The organism is Lentzea sp. NPDC051213 (genome assembly GCF_044455585.1).
GTDB lineage: Bacteria > Actinomycetota > Actinomycetes > Mycobacteriales > Pseudonocardiaceae > Lentzea.
Map to the genome: position 1 here is coordinate 132403 of NZ_JBITEX010000008.1, position 19767 is coordinate 152169.

General features: G+C 68.2%; 19 protein-coding genes. 9 read left to right on the plus strand and 10 right to left on the minus strand.

Annotated elements, in window-relative coordinates; translation table 11 throughout:
- Positions 1 to 10: 10 nt before the first annotated feature.
- Positions 11 to 1354, plus strand: a complete 1344-nt coding sequence (locus tag ACIA8G_RS32405; protein ID WP_396422839.1) for an NAD(P)(+) transhydrogenase (Re/Si-specific) subunit beta — start codon at positions 11 to 13, stop codon at positions 1352 to 1354.
- Here the strand turns inward: ACIA8G_RS32405 and ACIA8G_RS32410 are convergent.
- From ACIA8G_RS32410 to ACIA8G_RS32420, 3 genes are all read right to left on the minus strand, one after another.
- Entirely contained in the window at positions 1320 to 3299 is a 1980-nt protein-coding gene (locus tag ACIA8G_RS32410; protein ID WP_396422503.1) for a diguanylate cyclase domain-containing protein, read from the minus strand. The genes ACIA8G_RS32405 and ACIA8G_RS32410 overlap by 35 nt on opposite strands.
- Positions 3300 to 3352: 53 nt before the next feature.
- On the minus strand, positions 3353 to 4156 hold the full coding sequence (locus ACIA8G_RS32415; protein ID WP_396422504.1) for an SAM-dependent methyltransferase: 804 nt from the start codon (positions 4154 to 4156) through the stop codon (positions 3353 to 3355).
- Positions 4157 to 4230: 74 nt separating this feature from the next.
- Positions 4231 to 5265, minus strand: a complete 1035-nt coding sequence (locus ACIA8G_RS32420) for an MFS transporter (protein WP_396422505.1) — start codon at positions 5263 to 5265, stop codon at positions 4231 to 4233.
- Between the two features lie 57 nt (positions 5266 to 5322).
- On the opposite strand from ACIA8G_RS32420, the gene ACIA8G_RS32425 reads away from it, so the two are divergent.
- Genes ACIA8G_RS32425 through crcB form a run of 3 tightly spaced genes read left to right on the plus strand, consistent with a single transcriptional unit; the run spans position 5323 to position 6399 of the window.
- On the plus strand, positions 5323 to 5763 hold the full coding sequence (locus ACIA8G_RS32425) for a MarR family winged helix-turn-helix transcriptional regulator (RefSeq protein ID WP_396422506.1): 441 nt from the start codon (positions 5323 to 5325) through the stop codon (positions 5761 to 5763).
- Positions 5764 to 5782: 19 nt separating this feature from the next.
- Complete coding sequence (locus ACIA8G_RS32430; RefSeq protein ID WP_396422507.1) at positions 5783 to 6064, plus strand: fluoride efflux transporter FluC; 282 nt, start codon at positions 5783 to 5785, stop codon at positions 6062 to 6064.
- Entirely contained in the window at positions 6061 to 6399 is a 339-nt protein-coding gene (gene crcB / locus ACIA8G_RS32435) for a fluoride efflux transporter CrcB (protein WP_396422508.1), read from the plus strand. Before ACIA8G_RS32430 ends, crcB begins: the two co-directional genes overlap by 4 nt.
- A 3-nt stretch (positions 6400 to 6402) precedes the next feature.
- Here the strand turns inward: crcB and ACIA8G_RS32440 are convergent, their stop codons facing one another.
- From ACIA8G_RS32440 to ACIA8G_RS32450, 3 genes are all read right to left on the minus strand, one after another.
- Positions 6403 to 9003 carry an NACHT domain-containing protein gene (locus ACIA8G_RS32440; RefSeq protein ID WP_396422509.1) on the minus strand — a complete coding sequence of 867 codons (2601 nt, stop codon included), beginning with the start codon at positions 9001 to 9003 and terminating at the stop codon, positions 6403 to 6405.
- 15 nt (positions 9004 to 9018) lie between these two features.
- Complete coding sequence (locus ACIA8G_RS32445) at positions 9019 to 11286, minus strand: HelD family protein (protein WP_396422510.1); 2268 nt, start codon at positions 11284 to 11286, stop codon at positions 9019 to 9021.
- An 89-nt stretch (positions 11287 to 11375) separates the two neighbouring features.
- On the minus strand, positions 11376 to 11816 hold the full coding sequence (locus ACIA8G_RS32450) for a MarR family winged helix-turn-helix transcriptional regulator (RefSeq protein WP_396422511.1): 441 nt from the start codon (positions 11814 to 11816) through the stop codon (positions 11376 to 11378).
- A gap of 135 nt (positions 11817 to 11951) precedes the next feature.
- On the opposite strand from ACIA8G_RS32450, the gene ACIA8G_RS32455 reads away from it, so the two are divergent.
- From ACIA8G_RS32455 to ACIA8G_RS32465, 3 genes are all read left to right on the plus strand, one after another.
- Positions 11952 to 12554, plus strand: a complete 603-nt coding sequence (locus tag ACIA8G_RS32455) for a hypothetical protein (protein ID WP_396422512.1) — start codon at positions 11952 to 11954, stop codon at positions 12552 to 12554.
- A 1-nt stretch (position 12555) separates the two neighbouring features.
- Positions 12556 to 12774: a DUF6343 family protein gene (locus tag ACIA8G_RS32460; protein ID WP_396422513.1), complete on the plus strand. Its 219-nt coding sequence runs from the start codon at positions 12556 to 12558 to the stop codon at positions 12772 to 12774.
- A gap of 95 nt (positions 12775 to 12869) precedes the next feature.
- Positions 12870 to 13493, plus strand: a complete 624-nt coding sequence (locus ACIA8G_RS32465) for a TetR/AcrR family transcriptional regulator (RefSeq protein ID WP_396422840.1) — start codon at positions 12870 to 12872, stop codon at positions 13491 to 13493.
- On the opposite strand, the gene ACIA8G_RS32470 is transcribed toward ACIA8G_RS32465, so the two are convergent.
- The 3 genes from ACIA8G_RS32470 to ACIA8G_RS32480 are packed head-to-tail and all read right to left on the minus strand — an operon-like array spanning position 13481 to position 16351.
- Positions 13481 to 14821 carry a dihydrolipoyl dehydrogenase family protein gene (locus ACIA8G_RS32470; protein ID WP_396422514.1) on the minus strand — a complete coding sequence of 447 codons (1341 nt, stop codon included), beginning with the start codon at positions 14819 to 14821 and terminating at the stop codon, positions 13481 to 13483. The genes ACIA8G_RS32465 and ACIA8G_RS32470 overlap by 13 nt on opposite strands.
- 21 nt (positions 14822 to 14842) lie before the next feature.
- Positions 14843 to 15202, minus strand: coding sequence for a VOC family protein (locus ACIA8G_RS32475; protein ID WP_396422515.1), 360 nt, complete (start codon positions 15200 to 15202; stop codon positions 14843 to 14845).
- A 12-nt stretch (positions 15203 to 15214) separates the two neighbouring features.
- On the minus strand, positions 15215 to 16351 hold the full coding sequence (locus ACIA8G_RS32480) for a hypothetical protein (RefSeq protein ID WP_396422516.1): 1137 nt from the start codon (positions 16349 to 16351) through the stop codon (positions 15215 to 15217).
- A 256-nt stretch (positions 16352 to 16607) separates the two neighbouring features.
- Between ACIA8G_RS32480 and ACIA8G_RS32485 the strand changes: the two genes are divergently transcribed.
- Complete coding sequence (locus ACIA8G_RS32485; protein ID WP_396422517.1) at positions 16608 to 17951, plus strand: S8 family peptidase; 1344 nt, start codon at positions 16608 to 16610, stop codon at positions 17949 to 17951.
- Positions 17952 to 18150: 199 nt separating this feature from the next.
- Positions 18151 to 18654: a DUF3145 domain-containing protein gene (locus tag ACIA8G_RS32490; protein ID WP_396422518.1), complete on the plus strand. Its 504-nt coding sequence runs from the start codon at positions 18151 to 18153 to the stop codon at positions 18652 to 18654.
- Between the two features lie 64 nt (positions 18655 to 18718).
- On the opposite strand, the gene ACIA8G_RS32495 is transcribed toward ACIA8G_RS32490, so the two are convergent.
- A complete protein-coding gene (locus ACIA8G_RS32495) occupies positions 18719 to 19411 on the minus strand; it encodes a hypothetical protein (protein WP_396422519.1) in 693 nt (230 codons plus the stop codon).
- Positions 19412 to 19767: the final 356 nt, after the last annotated feature.

Consider the following 19767-nt stretch of genomic DNA (forward strand, 5'->3'; position numbering starts at 1 on the left):
CGTCCAGCTGATGTACCTCGTCGCGGCGGTGTGTTTCATCCTGGCGCTGAAAGGCTTGAGCTCGCCCAAGTACGCGCGCTACGGCAACTTCATCGGCGCGTTCGGCATGGTGGTCGCCGTCGTCACCGCGTACGTGCACGGTGCCGTCCACAACGGACTGCTCATCCTCGTCGCCGTCGCACTCGGTGTCATCGTGGGCATTCCGGCCGCGCGCTCGGTGAAGATGACCGCGATCCCGCAGATGGTGGCTCTGTTCAACGGGGTCGGCGGCGCGGCGGCGGCACTGGTCGCGCTCGCGGAGTTCTTCGCGGTGCCCGACAGCAGCGTGATGTTCCGGCTCGCGACCGTGCTCACGGTGCTGATCGGTTCGGTCAGCTTCTCCGGTTCGGTGGTGACGTTCCTGAAGCTGCAGGAGCTGATGACCACCCGGCCGGTGCTGCTGCCGGCAGGGCAGCAGCTCGCGATCGCGGCCGGCGTCTCGTCGGTCGCGTTGTGTGCCTTGACGATGGCCGTGCCGAACGGCTTCCTGCTGTGGCTGCTGGCGGTCATCGGGCTCGCGCTCGGCGTGCTGTTCGTGCTGCCCGTCGGCGGCGCGGACGTGCCGATCGCGATCTCGTTGCTGAACGCGTTCACCGGTCTCGCGGTCGCCGCGTCCGGTTACGTGCTGGCGAACACGCTGCTGATCGTCGCGGGCACGCTCGTCGGCGCGTCCGGCACCATCCTGACCCGGCTGATGGCGCAGGCGATGGGACGCTCGCTCGCGAACATCCTGTTCGGTGCCTTCAAAGCGACGGTCGTGGCGGCGCACCAGGACGAGCAGCGGTCGGTCAAGTCGGGCACGGTCGAGGACGTCGCGATCCTGCTGGGATACGCGAACAACGTGGTCGTCGTGCCGGGATACGGGCTCGCGGTGGCGCAGGCGCAGCACGCGGCGCGCGAGCTCGTGGCGCAGCTGGAGAAGCGCGGAGTCGCTGTGTCGTACGGGATCCACCCCGTCGCGGGCCGCATGCCGGGGCACATGAACGTGCTGCTGGCCGAGGCCGACGTGCCGTACGAGCAGCTCAAGGAGCTCGACGACATCAACCCCGGCATCTCGTCGGTCGACGTGGCGCTCGTCGTCGGCGCGAACGACGTGGTGAACCCCGGTGCGCGCGACGAGCCGTCCAGCCCGATCTACGGCATGCCGATCTTCGACGTCGACCGCGCGAAGTCCGTGGTGTTCATGAAGCGCTCGATGCGGCCCGGCTTCGCGGGCGTGGACAACGAGTTGCTGTACAACCCGAAGACGACGCTGCTGTTCGGTGATGCGAAGGACTCGCTCACGAAGCTGCTGGCGGCGATGAAGCAGCTCTGACGAGCAGTTCGGTCACCTCGGCCGCGGTCAGTGCGGGCAGCAGCCCGATCACGCCGTCCGCACCGGCGGCCCGCCAGTGGTCGGCGTCCTCGAAGGTGTGCACCTCGTCGACGCCGAACCGCACGCCGAGGCTGTGCACGGTCGCGATGAGGTCGCGCATCGCCTGGCGCAGCGGGGAGTCCGGGCTCGGCGCGGGCGCGCGGGTGATCACCGCGCGGACCTGCACCTCGGTCAGCACGGCCAGTTCGTCGTGCCCGCCGCGGAACCCGTCGAGCGCCGTCACGATGCCGCTGTCGTGCAGCACCACCGCGTTGTCGTCGCCGGCCAGCACCGACGAGATGTCGAGCGCGATCCGCAGCCGTTCCGGCGGCAGGCCCGTCTCGTCGAGCGCACGTTTGACGTCGGCGACCAGGTCTTCGTCGCGGGACTGCAACGCACCCAGCGCCAGGTGCAGCGTCGGCGCTTTGTCACCGAACTCCGCCACCCACGCCGCCGCCTGCGCACAAGCCTCGCGCAGCAGCCATCTGCCGATCGGCAGCGACAAGCCCGTCGAGTCGGCGAGCGCCATCGTGTCGTTGTGGCTGAGGTCGTCCCAGTGCAGGCGTGCGACGGCGCCGAGCACCTCGCTGCTCTCCAGGTCGTGCACCGGCGCGTAGACGATCTCGATCTCGCCGTGCTCCCAGGCACCCGGCATCGACGCGGCCAGCGCGTACTTGCCCCGGCGGCGTGCGTCGTCGTGCGGGTCGTGCAACGCCCATTGCCGTTTGCCGCGGGCTTTCGCCTGGCGCAGCGCGGCGTTCGCGCACCGCATCAGTTCCGCGGCGGTCGCGAACGACGGGGGCCGGTCCACCACACCGATGCTCACCGACAGCGCGATCCCGTGATCGTCCACAAAGGTCGGTTCGGCGAGCACCTCCTGGATCTCCTCGACGGTCGCGGTGACGTTGTCCGAGACCGTCATGAGCGCGAACTCGTCGCCGCCGATCCTGGCGAGCACCGCCGTCTTCTCACCGGCGAGTTTGCTCAGCCGGGCCGCGACGATCCTGAGCAGCTTGTCGCCGGTCTCGTGGCCGAGGCCGTTGTTGACGACCGAGAACGCGTCCAAACCCAGGTGGTACAACGTGATCGGGTCGCTCGCCAGCCGCCGTTCGACCTGCGTCATGAAGTGCTGGCGGTTCGACAGCCCGGTCAGCGAGTCGTGCAGCAGCTGGTGGTCCAGGCTGCGCTGCAACAGATGCAGCTCGCTGATGTCCTCGACCATCGTCACGTGGTGAGTGGGTTCGCCGTCCGCGTCGCGCAGCAGCGACACCGCGAGGTGCACCCACACCGGCTCGCCGTCCTCGCGGATCAGCTTGCGCTGGTCGCGGAACCGGTCGACCGCGCCCTCGCGCACCTTCCGGTAGGAGGCGCTCAGCGAGGCCCGGTCCTCCGGGTGGAAGAAGTCGATCATCAGCCGCCCGTGGAGGCTCGTGCCCTCGCTCGGCTGCACGCCGATGATCTCGGCCAGCGTGTCGTTCGCCTCGACGCACTTGCCGGTGAGGTCGGTGATCGCGATGCCCAGCGCGGAGGAGGCGAACACCTCCGCGAACCGCGCCTGGCTGACCTTCAGCGTGCGCTCGACCCGCTGTTTGGCCCGCACGATCGCGACCTTGATCTGCTCCTGCTGGTCGAACGCGTCCATCCGCATGGCCTGCGCGTACGCGGAGCTCAACCGGGAGAGCAACGGTAGTTCGAACGTGGGCGAAAGAACCTCGATCGTGGCACTCAACGACTCCGGGCCGGTTGCGTGCAGTGACACCAATCGATTGGCTACCGATTCAGGCGACTCCGGTAGCTCGGCCAGCGACTCGAGCAGCGCCTGCTCGATTTCCGCGCGGGACAGCGGGATGTACGCGGTCGACGTGAGCGCGTGCATCCAGCGGCGGGCGAGCTCCGGAAGTCCCATTCTGTGCACAGAGCGTACGGAATCGCCGCCTCGCGGCCAACATCAAGAGGGCGCTAGACCTTGCGGCCGACGGCCGCGTAGATGCCCGCCTTGTCTGGATCGTCGGTGTTCAGGCCCTCCGGCCGCCACAGCGGCAGCGGCACGATGCCCGGCTCGACCAGATCGAACCCGCCGAAGAGCCCCTCGATCTCGCCCTTCGTGCGCGGGTACATGGGGTTCTGGCTCTTCTTCATGACCTCGACGACCCCGGCCATCTCCTCCGGCTGCAGGTCCTGGGTGAACTGGGAGAACGCCAGGTAACTGCCCTCGGGCACGGCGTCGCGGTACGCCGCGACGATCGACACCGGGTCGGCCTCGGCCGGCACGAAGTGGAAGACGCCGACGGTCAGCACGCCGATGGGCTTCGTGAAGTCGATGAGATCGCTTTCCTGCGCGGCCTTCAGCACCGCGGCCGGCTTGGTCAGGTCCTCCTGGATGATCGTCGCGCGCGGGTCGCCCTCCAGGATGAGCTCGCTGTGCGCGACGGCGACCTCCTCGAAGTCCACGTAGACGACGTGGGTCTCGGGGTCGGCCTTCTGCGCGATCTCGTGCACGTTGCCGACCGTCGGGATGCCGGAGCCGAGGTCGAGGAACTGGCGGATCCCGTTGTCCATCATGAACAGCACGGCCCGGCGCAGGAACGCCCTGTTCAACCGCGCGATCGTGCGCGCGTTCGGCTGGGCCTGCAGGAACTTCTCCGCGAGCGCCCGGTCAGCGGCGAAGTTGTGCCCGCCGCCGAGCAGGTAGTCGTAGAGACGAGCAGCGCTCGGCTTCCCCGTGTCGAGGCCTACCGGAACCCAGCTCACCCGTTCAGACATGGCCTCAGGCTACTGAGGCGCCACACGCGTGCGGCAGGGGTGGCGCCCTTTTGGCCTAGTGAAACCTCCTGCTATCACTGGAAAGTGTGAATCAGCAGGCCGGCCAGCGCGACGCCCAGCGCGGTGCCCAGTCCTCGAGCGACGTTCACCAGTCCGCTCCCGACACCCGCCGAAGCCTCTGGTAGTGCGCTCATCACGCGTTTTGTGCAGGAAGGTGCGATGATCCCGAGCCCGATACCCGCTACGAGCAGCTGAAGTACTTGTGGCACAGGGAGGATCAACGCGATCGCGGTGATCAGCGCACCGGTGGTGACGCCGGGCTTGCAGAGCAACGTCGCGGCGACGGCGAACCCGAGCGGCAGAGCGGCCGTCGTGAGCCCGATGTGCGCCAACGGTTGCTTCATGGTGAACGGAAGCAGCGTCATCGGCACGAACAGCGCGGCGTAGGTCAGCAGCACTCCGGCCAGTCCGGGCACGACGCGCCACGTCGGTTTTGTGCGCTCCGGCTTGGTCTTCGTGCGGGGGAGCAGGTAGTGGCCCGCGATCATGGCGATGACACCGATGGGCACGTTGATCGCGAACACGGCCTGCCAGCCGTGGTGCTCCGTGAGGTAACCGCCGAGCAGCGGCCCCGCGGCAAGTCCCACCGCCTGCGCGCCCGCCTGGACGCCGAGCGCCTTGCGCCGTTGCTCGGGCGCGACGGCGGTGGTGACGAGCGCGACGCTGTTGGCCTGCAACATCGCGGCACCGACCGCCTGGGCGATCCGGGCGGCGATGAGCGCGTCGAAGGACGGCGCGTAGACGCACGCGATCGACGCGCCGGTGAAGAGCGCGAAGCCGTAGATGTAGACGATCTTGCGGCCGACCCGGTCCGCGATCCTGCCCATTGGGACGAGCAGCGCCACGAGCGTGATCAGGTAGCCGAGCGAGATCCACTCCGGATCGTGCCCGAAGTGCGCCGCCATCGCCGGGAACGCGAGCGTGACGATCGAGGCGTCCAACTGCCCCATGAACGCCCCGAAGCAGACCGTGGCGATGACGAGCCACGGCGCGTGCGACCAGCGTGCGATCCACGCCGGCCTGGGGGACTCCGTGACGAACCAGTTCATCGTACTCAGATTATATCTGACACCGAGCTATTGCCGTCCGTTCAGTAAGATTTCCGCATGTCAGACGAAGCCCGCACGCTCACCGACGTCGTCACTCGCCTGCGCCGGGCGCTGCGGACGAGCATCCGGGCGGACTGGCCGTGGGAATCCCTGCCGATGGCGCAGGTAGAGCTGCTGCAGACCCTCGCGGAACGCCCGCCGATGAAGGTCGGCGACCTGGCCGGTCTGCTGCGCCTGGCCCCCAACACGGTGTCCGGACTGGTGTCCCAGTTGATCGAGTCGGGCCTGGTCGTGCGCGGCGGAGACCCCAAAGACAGACGGGTAGCGCGGCTATCCGTCTCACCCCGTGGACACGAACAGCTCCTCGTCTGGCAGCGCGAACACGAGAAGCGAATCGGCGCCGCACTGGGCAAGCTGGAGGCCTCGGAGCGCGAGGACGTGGTGCGCGCGTTGAAGGCACTGGACCACCTGGTCGAGCACCTTGCCGAACCGACCTGACCCTCGCTTCGTCGCTTTGGTGTCGTTGGGCGGGGGCCTCGGCGGCGTGGCGCGCTACGGCCTGTCGGTGCTCGTGCCGGGGTCGCTGGGCATCTTCGTGATCAACGTGGTGGGGTCGTTCCTGATCGGCGTGCTGATGGGGCAGGTGCCGCGGCCGTTGGTGCGAGCCTTCTTCGGGGTCGGGATGCTGGGCGGCTTCACGACGTTCTCGTCGTACGCCGTCGGGTGGTCCTGGTTCCTGCTGCTGACGCCTGTTTGTGCTGTGCTGGCGGCGTTTCTCGGGTTGCGGGTGACGCGGTGACCGCGCTGGTGGTGTTTCTCGGGGCTGCTCTGGGGGCTCCGGTGCGGTACCTGATCGACTGGGCCTTGATGTCGCGGTCCAGGTCGGACTTTCCGCGGGGGACCTTGGTCGCGAACGTGCTCGGGTGCCTGCTGATCGGGTTTGTCGTTGGTACGTCTTGGATGCCGCTGCTCGGGGTGGGGTTCTGTGGTGGGCTTACGACTTACTCGACGTTCAGCTTTGAGACGGTTCGGTTGCTGGAGGCCGAGAAGTATCGGATGGCGCTGGTGAACGTGGTGGTCAGCGTGGTGCTGGGAGTGGGCGCGGCCGCCGTCGGTCTTGGCCTGGCCCGCTGAGTTCTACTCGAAGACGTTGAAGTCCCTTGTGGTCCACAGGGTCAACAGGTCGGCGACCTCATCGGACATGCCGTCCGGCGGTGTCCAAGGAACAACACCGACGGTTTCGATCTCGCGGATCGCAGCCAGATCGTGGAGTTGCGGTGCCGGTTCGAACGGCGGGACGAGGCCGAAGTCCGAGTTCGCCTCGAGGTACGGCAGGCACAACAGGAACTCGAGGTCGACGCCAAACTCACCTCGTGGGTCTAGGTGGTTGCCGCCGAGACAGTGTTCGAAGTCGTCGATCCACTGCCGGTAGTGGATCCACGGCAGTTTCGACTGCGCCAGGTGTATCGCCAGCCGGCGGGCTGCAGCGCGGTCGACCGCCTTGGTGTAGCGGGCGAACAGCAGTGCAGTGACCGGCGAGGTGATGTTCGTGCCGAGAAACGAGTGGTTCTCGAACAGAGCTGTCGGGCCACGGCTGCGCACGAGTGCGGCGAGGTCTGTCAGATCGTCCATGTCGCTCAGCCACGGCGATGGCACGAGGTGGGAGTCGTCCGGCTGGCGCCAGTAGACCTCGGTCAGACTCGACCGCAGGCCTGAGCTCAGGAAGGGGACGCCGAGCAGACCGCGAACCAGGTGACCGATATCAGGGTCTCGCTCCCGGTACAGCCGCGCGACGTCTTCGAGCACAGCCTGGCAGGCGATGGCGGTGTTCGCGGGCAGGCCCCGCATCAGACAGGCCCGCAACGCGACGTCCGCGCCCATCGTTCGGAGTTGGTAGAAGTAGTGAGCACGCTCCTCCACCGGAAGTTGAGCAGCCTGGCGGAGTGCGGCGATGGCGATGCCGCGCACGATGTCGGGCCGAGGTGTCAGGTAGCCGAGTGCCAGAGCGGCGAAGTCGAGTTCGCCGTCACGGATCGCCAGTGACAGCACGTCGTCGGCACCGTCGTCGACATTGCGGTCGTGCAGCTGCAAAGCCACCCGACACACAACATCCCAGGCGCCTTCGTTGACGTGCGAACGCAGAGCCGCCCACAACGAAGCAGCCGTGGTGTGCTTGCGCACCAGGTGTTCGGCGGCGAAGTACTCCATAAAGGTCCGGTGCGTGAAGCCGAACAACGGCTCACTCGTGGTCGCACCGACATCGGTGAGAATCCACGCCCGCCCGGTGCAGAACTCAGTGAACCGCTCCGCCGCACCCTCGGCCTCGTCGGGGTCGAAGGCCTTGGACACCAGGTAGTTCGCGAGCAGCCGCACGATCCGACTGCGCGGCAACGCACCGCCGGGCTCCGGGCCCGCGAACAGGTACCACGCGAGGTGCTGCACCGCGGCCCGCAGCCGGCCCTGGAACTGCACCGGCAGCGCGATGCCGCGCATCGAGTCCCAGCGGTCGAACAGCATGACCGCGCACCGCTCGTAGACCTGGGCGAGGTTGCGCGGCAGGTAGTGCTCGCTGGAGTACATGGCGCACAACAGGGCCAGCAGCAACGGGTTGCGGCGCAGCTCCTCGATCTCGGTGCTCTCGCCCAGGAAAGCCTCCGCGAGCCGGGCTCGCTCGTGTGCCGGAGTGGCGGCGTCCAGCGCGAACCAGCGGGTGGCGTAGTCGGCTACCTGGCCGGAGTCGAAGTCGTCGACCGTGCCCGTGGTGAACAGCGACTCGCTCAGCGGGGCTTCCGCGTACCCGACCTTGCGGGCGGTCACGACGATCGGCGTGAGCGGGTACTGGTGTGCGAAACCCTCGACCAGCCGGACGACGCGGCGGCGCAGTTCCGGCTGCACCAGTTCGTCCAGGCCGTCCAGCACCACGACCGCGCGGCCGTTGCGCAGCAGGTATTCCACGGCGTCACGCGGGGGCGTGAGGTTGTAGGGATCGCTGCAGACGTGCTCGAAATACTTGAGCAGCTCTCGGCCTCCGGAACGGAACGACGCCGTGAACTCGCGCAACACCAACAGGAACGGGACACGACCGGACACTGCGATGTCGTGCGTGAGTTTTCCCGCCAGCGTGGACTTTCCGGCGCCGGGATCGCCCAGCAGCACGGTGCGGTGGCCCGGAGTTCCCAGTGCGTCCACCGCGATGCCGGGGCTCAGCGTCGGCCGGACGTACAGCTGGGAGTACGGCACGGACCGGCTGACACCGATGTGCGGTAAGCGCATCTCGCCGTGCATCGCGGCGATCCGCGCGCACACCTGCCGGGCGTACTCGTGGAAGGTCTCCAACGACGACGAGCGGCGCAGGACGAGGGTGTTGTGCTTGGCGGCGGCCGCGAGATGTGCGACGCCCACCGCGGTCGGCGTCGGAAGATCGCCCGCGCGCAGCGGTGAAACGGAGGTCAGCGCCTCCAGCACGGCCAGAGGGTCGGCCGACGCGTCGGCCAGCCGGAGGCCCTGCACGATCTGCTCGCGCACGTCCGCGGACAGCTCCGACTCCAGCGAACCCCGCATCGCCCGCCACAGCACGACCTGGCGCGCCACCTCGGCGAAGTCGGGAGATTCCAGGTAGGTCAGCAACATCGGGTCGACGTCCGGCGGCGGGGGAGGAACGAGCTGGGAGAGCCTGGGGGCGAGTTGGTTGCTGACGGACACGACGATGCGGCCGACCGCCGCGTCCACGCTCGCCACCCAGGCCTCCGTTCGCTACGAAACGTCCTTCAGCCGGGATAGCACATCGGGCAGCGCCGCGGTGTGCACGACGCCGAGTCGTTGCGTGGCACGGGTCAGCGCGACGTACAGGTCGGACGCGCCGCGCGGCGACTCCTCGAGGATGCCGGCCGGGTCGACCACGACCACGGAGTCGAACTCCAGGCCCTTCACGTCACTCACCCCGAGCACCACGACCTGGGCCTCCTCCAGGTCGTTGCCCAACGACGCCCCGGGCACCCCGGCGACGATCGCCGAACCGACCGGCGACAGCAGCGCGTTGGGCACGATCACCGCGACCTTGCCGTCACCGACGGCGGCGACCTCGGTCGCGATCAGCCCGGGCACTTCGGCGGAGAGCGACGCCACCGACGAGACCCAAGGCGGCACACCGGTTTCGCGGACCGAAGTCGGCGGCACCAGGGCCGGGTCGACGGACGCCAGCACGTCCGCGGCCACCTCCATGATCTCGGCCGGCGTGCGGTAGTTGACCGTCAGCTCCGTCAACCGCCACCGCTTCATGACGTACGGCGCCAGCACCCCGTCCCACGACGTGGCGCCGCCGATGTCGCCGGTCTGGGCGATGTCGCCGACGACCGTCATGGACTTGCTGGGGCAGCGGCGCATCAGCGTGCGCCACGCCATCGCGGACAGCTCCTGGGCCTCGTCGACGATGATGTGGCCGAAGGTCCAGGTGCGGTCGGCGGCGGCACGTTCCGCGGCGGTCTCGTAGCGGTCCACGCCGTGGCGTTCGGCCAGGCGGTAGGCGTCCATCAGGTCGGTGGCCATCAGGATGTCCGGGTCCGCGTCGTCCTCCAGGTCGAGGATGTCGAGCACGCCCTGGGCGTACTCGATCGCCTGGCGGCGCTGGCGTTCGGCGCGGGCCTTGGCCTCGGTGTCGTCCTCGCCGAGCAGTTCGGCGGCCTCGTCCAGCAACGGCACGTCCGCCGGCGTCCACTCGTCGGAGGAACGCTGCAGCAGATCGCGTTCCTCGCGGGTGAACTTCGCCATCGCGCGGTTGCGGCGCTTCGGGTTCGCGTAGAGCTCCGACAGCAGCGAGAACGGCGTCAGCACGGGCCACAGCGCCGAGATCGCGGCCTGGACCTCCGCCGACTCGCGGATCTCCCGGCGGATGTCGTCCATGTCGGACTTGTCCAGCAGATGACCGCCCAGCCGGTTGGCCACCATGCCCGCCAGGGTCGAGATGATCTCGCGGGCGAACGTGCGGCGGGCCTCGTTGTGCGGCCGGCGGGTCCGGCGCGCCCTGCCGCGCGCCTCGGCGATCGCGCGCCGGTCCAGGCGCAGCACGTCGTTGTCGAAGCGGATCTCGACGAACGGCGGCGCCTCCTGGCGGTCCCGGATGGCGGCGATGACCACCTCGGCCATCTCGATGCGGCCCTTCAGCGCCGCGACGTCGGCGGCCTCGCGGCCCGTCGCGGTCAGGCCGGGGTAGAGCTCGCCCACGGTCGACAGCAGCACGCCGGTTTCACCGAGCGACGGCAGCACCTGGCTGATGTAGCGCAGGAACGTCGTGTTCGGGCCGACCACGAGCACGCCGCGCTTCGCCAGCTGCCGGCGGTGCGTGTAGAGCAGGTAGGCGGCGCGGTGCAGGGCCACCGCGGTCTTGCCGGTGCCGGGACCGCCCTGCACGACGACGACGCCGTTGAGCTCGGACCGGATGATGGTGTCCTGCTCGGCCTGGATGGTCGCGACGATGTCGCTCATCTGGCCGGTGCGCGACTCGTTCAACGCCGCCAGCAGGGTCGCCTCGCCGGTCAGGCTCTCGCTGCGCGACACGTCGGCGGAGTTGATGTCGAGGACCTCGTCGTCGAGGCCGATCACCTTGCGCGAGCGCGTCCGCAGGTGCCTGCGCCGGCGCACGCCGTCGGGCGAGGCCGCGGTCGCGAGGTAGAACGGCCTGGCCGCGGGGGCCCGCCAGTCCATCAGCAGCGGCTCGTAATCCTTGTCCTCGTCGAAGAGACCGATTCGGCCGATGTAGAACCGGTCGTCGTTGTGGAAATCGAGCCGGCCGAACGCGAGTCCGTTCTCGACCGCGCTGTACTGAGCCAATTGATCTGTGTACATCGCGACGGAGGTGTCTCGCTCGGACCGCATCTGGTGCGTGCCGCCGGTTTGTCGCAACGATTGTGCGAGTCGTTTCGACGTCTGTTCGCGGAGGTCGTCGAGCCGGCCGTACAACATGGCCACGTATTCCTGCTCCGGCTCCATTTCGGCGAGCCGGAGGTCATCGGAGGGGCTTGACAACTTGCCTCTTTTCTCGATATGGTGACCTATCGGGTTTTGTCCCGGGTTACCTATTCTTGCCCGCGCGGGGTCTCGCGAGCGCAGACTGTCTAATCTACACGCATATCAGCGTGATGCAGATACGCCTTCCGTAGCAGTGTGGTCAACGCATCACGTTCGTGCGACGTCAACGGCGCCAACAACTCCTCTTCGTCCGCGCGGGCTGCCTCCAGGCGCTCGCGCAAGGCCTGTCTACCGGCGTCGGTGATCGACACGGTGAACCGCCTGCGGTCCCGCTCATCCCTCTTGCGCTGGGCAAACCCGAAACCTTCAAGATCATCGAGCACTGATACCAGATCGCTCGGGTCCATCCGCACCCGGTCGCTGATCCGCTTCTGCGCCACCGCCTCCTGTTCCGCCAGGTGCGCGAGCACCGTCAGATGCGGTCCGCGCAGGCCGCTGTGCTCGCCTTTGGGGCCGATCCGCCTGGCTTCGCGCACGAGCTGGAGCATCAGGTAGCTGGGCAGACGCAGAAGCTGATCGATGCTCATGTAGTCAGCATAGAAAAGATCTGTCCCCCGATCGTGGATAGCGCTGCGTGGTCGACACGCCTGGTCGAGGTCCGCTCGGGTGAGCATCGGGGTGACGTTTCTCCACAAACCACCTGCAAACGGCATGGTGGGGGTATGACGCGTGCGGAGATCGTCCGGCTCGCCCGCTGCGTGGTCCGCCGGCCCAGGTGGCAGCTCGTCGTCGCGGTGCTGCTGTCCGCGTGGACGCTCGCGTGGGTGCTCGGCCAACTCGCCGAAGACCCCCTCAGCCCGCTCGGCGTACTCGCCTGGACCGGTATTCCCCTCGACGCGGCATCCGTCTGGGCGCAGGAACGGGCGGCGGTGCTCGTCTGGCTCGCGACGCTCGGCGGACTGAGCTGGGCCGCCACCACCGAACAGGGTCAGCTGCCCGCGCTCGCCGGGTGGTTCGCGGTGCTCGTGGCAGGAGAAGCAGCCGGATACGAGCACGCGGTGCAACGGGCGATGCTCAGCATGGTCGTGTTCCTGATCGTCCTCGCGGCCGTGTCCCTCGCCGGGCGCCGCGCGTTCGTCGTGGACCGGGTCGCCGTCATGCCGAGGGACGTCGTGCGAGCCGGCATCACGGCCGCCGTGCTGACCGCCGTGGTCCCGCTGATCGCCCCTGGTCTTGCCCTGACGCGTCTCGTTAGGCCCTATGTGACGAAACCTCCAAGGCCGCTGAGGCGGGTTGACGCACCCCTGTTGCGGGAAACCGGGTGACGTGAGCGACTACCTGCCACCCCCGGCGCCCCCGCGAAGTGCTCTGACACTGCGGTTGTGGCTCGCCGGGTTTGGCCTGGTCTTCAACTCGGTGGCGGGCTGGCTGGCGCTCCGAGCTGACGTGTTGTGGCTCGCGATAGTGCTTTTACTACTCGCCGTTGTCTGCGTTGTGGACTTCGGTTGGGTAGTTCATCGCAAACGTCGCGGAGATCCCGGCTGAAACCTGTCAGGAACCTGTGCTTGGGCGTACCGGGTTGTATGGATAAAGATGTTCGCGTGCATGAAGACCCGGCCAAAGGCAGGTTAGCCAGGGTGATGCGTCGACAGCCGGTGCAACAGCGTGGCGCGGCTACCGTCTCCGCGATCCTGGACGCTTGTGCGAGCCTGCTGAACGAATACGACTACGACGACATCACCACTGCGCGCATCGTCGATGTGGCCGGTGTGCCCATTGGTTCCTTCTATCAGTACTTCCCGGACAAACGTTCCGTTGTCCACGCTCTGGCACTTCGCGGGATGGAGACCTATCTCCGCGAGGTCGAGGAGCTCTTCGCCGCCGATCTGATCGCGGACACGTGGCGCGAGGCCATGGCGCAGATCGTCAGCGTGTACATGCGGATGCTGACCGAGGTACCCGGCTTCGGGCGGGTGCGGTTCAGCGACATGCTGGACAGCCACCGGCTCGACTCCAGCGTCGATCAGTACGAGCTGATGGCCGAGCGGCTGGCGGAGATGTTCGTCAACCGGTTCGGCGCGCACGGCGACGCCCCGGTGATGCTCACGTTCCGGATCGCCGTGCAGACCGCGGACGCGTTGTTCAAGCTCGCCGAGAGAGTCGACGAGGAAGACCGCGCGCACGTGGTCGGCACGGCGAACGAGCTGCTCACGGGCATGCTCGGGGCAGTGCTCGATCCCCAGCCCGCACCTCAGAGCCCGTAGGACTCCAGCAACCGCAGCCACACCTCGCTGATCGTCGGGTACGAGGGGACCGCGTGCCACAAGCGGTCCACGGTCACCTCGCCCACGATCGCGACGGTGGCCGAGTGCAGCAGCTCGGCCACGTCCTGGCCGACGAACGTGACGCCGACCAGCGTCCGCGTGCGCTCGTCCACGACCATCCGCGTCCTGCCGTGGTACCCGTCCGCGTGCAGCGACGAGCCGGCGACCGCGATGTCGAGGTCGACCACCTTGATCTCGCGGCCCTGCGCCCGCGCCTCGGCCGCGGTGTGCCCGACGAACGCCACCTCGGGGTCGGTGAACACCACCTGCGGCACGGCCACGTGGTCCGCGTTCGCCTGCCCGGCCGACCACGGCTTGGGCTCGAACCCGCGTGACCGCTCCAGAATCGCCGTGCCGACCGCACGTCCCTGGTACTTGCCCTGATGCGTCAGCAACGCGCGCCCGTTGACGTCGCCGGCCGCGTACAGCCACCGTCCGTCCACACCGGACACGAGACCGGTGTCGTCGATGGTCAGCGGCTTGCCGTCCTTCGTCGCCGGCACTCGCCCGGTCGCGACGAGGATCTCCGAGCCCCGCACCACCCGGCCGTCCTGCAGCGTGAGCTCGCCCGGCTTGATCGCGGACGCGCGGGCGTTGAGCAGCACCTCGACGCCGTCGGCCTGCAGGCCCTCGACCACCAGCGGCCCGACGAACTCCTCCAGGCGTGGCAACGGCCGGTCACCGGACACCACCAGCGTCACCTTCGAGCCGAGGCGCGCCCACGCCTGCGCCATCTCGACACCGACCACACCGCCGCCGAGCACCACCAGCGACTCCGGCACCTCGCGCGCCGACGTGGCCTCCCGGGACGTCCACACTGGAGTGTCGGCAAGTCCTTCCAGCGGCGGCATCTTCGGCACGCTGCCGGTGCACACCACGACGGCCTGCCGGGCGCGGTAGGTGTCGGTGCCGACGGTGACCTCGCGTTCGCCGGTCACCTCGCCCTCGCCGCGGATCACCGTGATGTTCTCCGACTCGGCCCACTTGATCTGACCGGAGTCGTCCCAGTTGGACGTGAACTCGGTGCGCCGCGCCAGCACCGCTGCCGGGTCGAGCGACCCGCCGACCACGCCCTTCACCCGCTGCGCGGCCGCGAGCGCGTGACCGGAGCGCAGCAGTGCCTTGGACGGCATGCAGGCCCAGTACGAGCACTCGCCGCCGACGAGCTCCTTCTCGATCATGGCGGTGGACAGGCCTCCCGCGGCCGTCCGCCACGCCACGTTCTCACCAACCGGGCCACCACCGATGACGATGACGTCGAAGTCCATGCCAGCCACAGTAGGCCCGTTCTAGCTGAGCCACACGAGGCAGAAGGGGTGCCCGACCGGGTCGGCGTAGACCCGGAACCAGTTGTCGTTGTCCTTCTTCAGCAACCGAGCACCGAGCTCCAGCGCGCGCGGCTCGGCCTCCTCGATGTCGTCGACCACCACGTCGAGGTGGACCTGCTGGGAGGCGTGCGGATCGGGGAACACCGGCGGCCGGTAGCCGGCGGAAAGCTGGAACGCGAGCCGGGTGCCGTTCGCGACGATCACGACCCAAGTCTCGTCACCGTCCGGGAGCCGTTCGGCGCCGAGCAGCTTCTCGTAGAAGGAGGCGAGTTCGGAGGGGTTCGGGCAGTCCAGCACGACCGAGCGAAGTTGTCCGACCATGCCCTCCACCCTCTACTGGGCGGCGGGCAGCCGCAACGCCTGCTTCGCGAGAGGGTAGAGGGTGGTGTCGCCCGCGCCGCCCGACCAGACCACGAACGCCAGCTGCACGTGACCGCCCTTGACGCCGCTCGCGAACGCCGCGTTCTCCAGCGGTTTGCCGTCCAGCCCGTGCACGCCGCCGGAACCCGGTGCCGCGACGAGCTTGTGGAACGCCGTCGCGCTCGAGGAGTCGAGCACGTCCAGGTCCGCCACCAGCACCGTCGCCTGTTTGCCCTGCACGGTCGTCTCGTAGGTGGCGCGCAGGATCTCGCGGCACTCGTTCGCGATCAGCCACGCCTTCATGTCGCCGAACGCCTGCACGGCGCAGTCGTGGTCCTTCTTCGTCTCCTTCGGCACGAACGTCGTGCCGTCCACGACCACCGTCGTCGGCTGCGAGGTCGACGGGACCGGTGTCGCGTCGGCCGGCTTTTCGTCGCCGGGCAGCAGCGCCAGCAGCCACACGACCAGGATCAGCGCGACCACGCCACCGATCGCGAGATACCGCCAGGGCAAACCCCCTGGCAGGCTCGGGGGCAAGCGTTTGCCCGCGTCGGCCGCCGGCTTGGCCGAGATCTTCGGGATCAGCATCGTGCTGGCGGACGCGAGATCGGGGGAGACCGCGTCGCTGAAGCCCTCGGCCAGCAGCATCCGCGCGTCCGGCGGCGTGCCGGTGGTCTGCAGGATCGCGCACAGCTTCACCGCGTGGTCGGCTGTGCACGGCACCGATGACGTCGCCAGTTCGCGTGCCGCGGTGAGCAAAGTGGACGGTTTGGGGTGGACCACTCGCACACCCCGGTTGAGGTCGACCGTCGGCTGCACGACCTGGCTGACGAACGGGCCGACCGCCACGACCGTGCTGACCGGCAACGGTTCGGCGCGCATCTTCTGGATCCGCTGCGCCACCGCGGTCGCCGCGGCCACCGCCTCGGTCGCCGGGTTCGCCGCGCCGTCCTGGCTGACCAGCGGCCAGCCGTCGATCTTCCACTGACCGCCGAGCGGGGCCTCGAGCTTCACCGCGGGGTCGGGGAGGTCGACGCCGACGATCACGAGAACGCCCTTGGGCAGCACCACGACCGCGTCCAGCGCTATCGGGCAGTCAGGTGGGTGCACGCCGATCAGGGCAACGCCACCTAGGACTTCCGCGCCAGCGCCACACGCCGTGAGGGCGGCACGGACATCCGCCCCAATGGCCGAGGGTTCAGCGCCCAGACGGATCAACCGCACGAGTCCACACCTTTCCGCACGGGTGGACACGGTAGCGGTCCGGGGTCGTCTGCTCGCACCCAGTCGAGACATTGCGTGACGCCCGTCACCGGTTAGTGGATCACTCGTTAGATGGATTGCCTGTCTATGTCACGGAGGGTCCATGTTCAAACGCGCTGCCTTGCTCGCCGTAGTGCTCGTGGCCGCCACCACCCCTGTCGCGGCGGCCGCACCGTCTTCGACGGTTTATGTCCACGGCACCGATCTGGTCTCCGCCGAACAGGCGGTGGAGGCGGCCGGTCTGCAGAAGCTCACGAGCTTCCGCAAGATCGGCGTTGTCGCCGCACGCGGCACCTCGGAGCAGATCACGTCCGCGCGAGGCAAGGCGGGCGTCACGGCCGTCGAGGTCCAGAAACCGATCAGGTTCCTCGGCTCCACGTCGCACACCGCCACGCGCGGCCTGGACGCCCGCAACAGCCTCGGCCTGACCGGCGCGGGCGTGTCGGTCGCGGTGATCGACTCCGGCGTCGACCCGACGCACCCGTCGTTCGCCGGCGGCAAGATCGTCCGCAACCTGAAGAGCCTCTGCCTCGACGGGTCCACGCAGACGAACTGCATCGTGCCGGTACCGAACTTCGTCGACACCGACACCACGTCGCTGGGCGGCCACGGCACCCACGTCACCGGCATCGCGATCGGCAACGACGTGCAGACCACCGGCGGACCGGTGATCCACGGCGCGGCGCCGGGCGCGAAGGGCGTCGTGATCTCCACCGGTGCGGCGATCCTCATCCTCGGCGCGGACGCCGCGCTGAACTGGGTGCTGGAGAACCACCGCGCTCCCTGCGGCGCCGGTGTGCCCGCGGCGACCTGCCCGCCGATCAAGGTGATCAACAACTCCTACGGCCCGTCCGGCGGCGGCGCGTTCGACCCGAACTCCGTCACGGTGAAGCTCCAGCGCCAGCTGGTCGCCGAGGGCGTGGTCGTGGTGTGGGCGAACGGCAACGACGGCGGCGACGGTGCGACGAACCTGTCCAACCCGCCCGGCACCGACCCGACGCCCGGCGTGATCTCGGTGGCCTCCTACAACGACCAGGAGACCGGCACCCGCGACGGCGCGCTGTCGACCTTCTCCTCGCGCGGCCTGGCCACGAACTCCGCGACGTGGCCGGACATCTCGGCGCCCGGTGAGAACATCACCTCGTCCTGCCGCCTGTACCTGCCGATCTGCGCGACCGGTCTGGCGCCGCAGAACGGTCCAGGGCTGCTCGATCTGGGCACGTTCAACACGATCAGCGGCACCTCGATGGCGGCACCGCACATCGCCGGCATCGTCGCGCAGCTGTTCCAGGCCAAGCCTTCCGCGACCCCGGCCGACATCGAGCGGGCGCTCAAGTCCTCGGCGCACAAGTACGGCACCGGCTACCAGCCGGTGGGCCCGTACACGTCGTCCTTCGACAAGGGCACTGGTCTAGTCGATGTGGTCGCCGCGGTAAACGCTCTGTAGATCACGATCAGGCATCACTCGACCGGGGTGATCGGGACTTAAGACCTGTATCTGCCCCGGTCGGGTGATGATCGAGCTGGTTCTTATGGCGGACATGGCTCAAGTCAAGGCAGAATGCACCGAACGGGCTTCACGGTGATCACCTCACTCGGCAAAGGCGTAGGGGAAGACGTCCCTCGTCGAGTAGCGGAGGTCAGCAGTGAGCACCCGTGGCAGCACCAGTGGCGTGGTCTACGTCCACTCGTCGCCGTCTGCGGTCTGTCCGCACGTCGAGTGGGCGATCTCGGGCACCCTCGGTGAACGAGTCAACCTCAGGTGGGCGGCGCAACCCGCGGCACCAGGTCAGCTGCGCGCTGAATGCGCGTGGACGGCGGACGCCGGAACCGGCGCCAAACTAGTGGCTGCGCTGCGCGCGTGGCCGATGCTTCGCTTCGAGGTGACCGAGGAACCCTCCTCCGGTCAGGACGGCGAGCGCTTCTGCTTCGCGCCCGTTTTGGGCCTGTGGCATGCCCGCACCTCGGCAAACGGCGACATAGTGGTGAACGAGGACCAGCTGCGCTCGTTGGCGGTTCGGGCTCGTGGCGGTGAATCCTTCGCGCACGGCGTGGACGAGCTCCTCGGCGCGGCGTGGGACGACGCGCTGGAACCGTTCCGCCGCGCGGGAGACGGCGCGCCGGTGACCTGGCTTCATCGCGTCGGTTGAGTTTGTTTGGCGCGAAAAGCACGTTGGGGCCGCTAGACGGCCCCAACGTGCTTTTCGCGCCAAACTAGTTGAGGCGTGCGATCACTGGTGGGCGGGGTCGCTGCTGTGCCAGCTTGTACGCACCACGCAGCTCAGCCACGACCTGGTGGGGTTCGGTACGCAAGCGCGATGGGACCGTGTGCACCACGATGATTCCCGCTGCTGTCATTCGGTTGTGCCGTTTCAAAGTTGTCGCGTAGTCGTCCGGTGAGAAGTGGAACTCGTACGAGTCGATCTCCCAAGCCAGACCGACATCGTCGAGCCAACCGTCCGGTGTGGCCAGACGAGAGCCGTCGGCCAGGTAGAGCTCAGGGTTCCAGATCATTGAGCCGAAGCCGCTTCGCAGGGCCACTTCCCTCGCCCACGACTCAGCCGGTGATCTGATCCCGTCGATGAGCTCAGTCAGCACCATCCGTGGAATCGCGCTACCGCGACACGAACCGGCGTTCAGTTCGTCGAGCAACTCCCTTGGTGTGCCGAGACCACGTTGTACTGCCTCCGCCAGAGCCGAACGAACCTGGTTCACGTCTTTCATGCGACGTACTCCATCGAGCACGCATCGGTCGACCGGTGCCACGGGCAGGCCGTTGATCCAACGTGCTTCAGGCAAGCGGAATGTGCGTTCGACCAGGACGAAGTCGTGGCTTGCCGGCTGACGGCTGTCGTGGACGAGCACATGGATCTTGGTCGGGTCCGGTCCTCTGGTCAGGCCGTGCAACCTCGCTCCGGCCAGTCCGGTTACCCGACCTGGGCTTCGGCAGTACCGCACAGCGGCGTCCAGGCGTTGAGCCCAGCTCGGTGGGCCGTTGCTGAGCATCACCACTCCAGGTAGCAGGCGTTGCCACGGGCCTTCCCTGCTACAGCGGTTGGAGATCGTTCGGGCTGGTACACCGAGGGCGATGAGTTCGCTGAGTCTGACCACACCGAGTGGCGCGACCTCGTCGACGCTGCTCCAGTCCGCTCTGGATCGTCTTGGCATACATCAACGATGGCCGGTGCCAACCGTCTGCTTCCACCCCTTCCGCAAACCTGTGGATAACTACCGATCTTCACCCTGTTGGGTTGGCGCGAAAA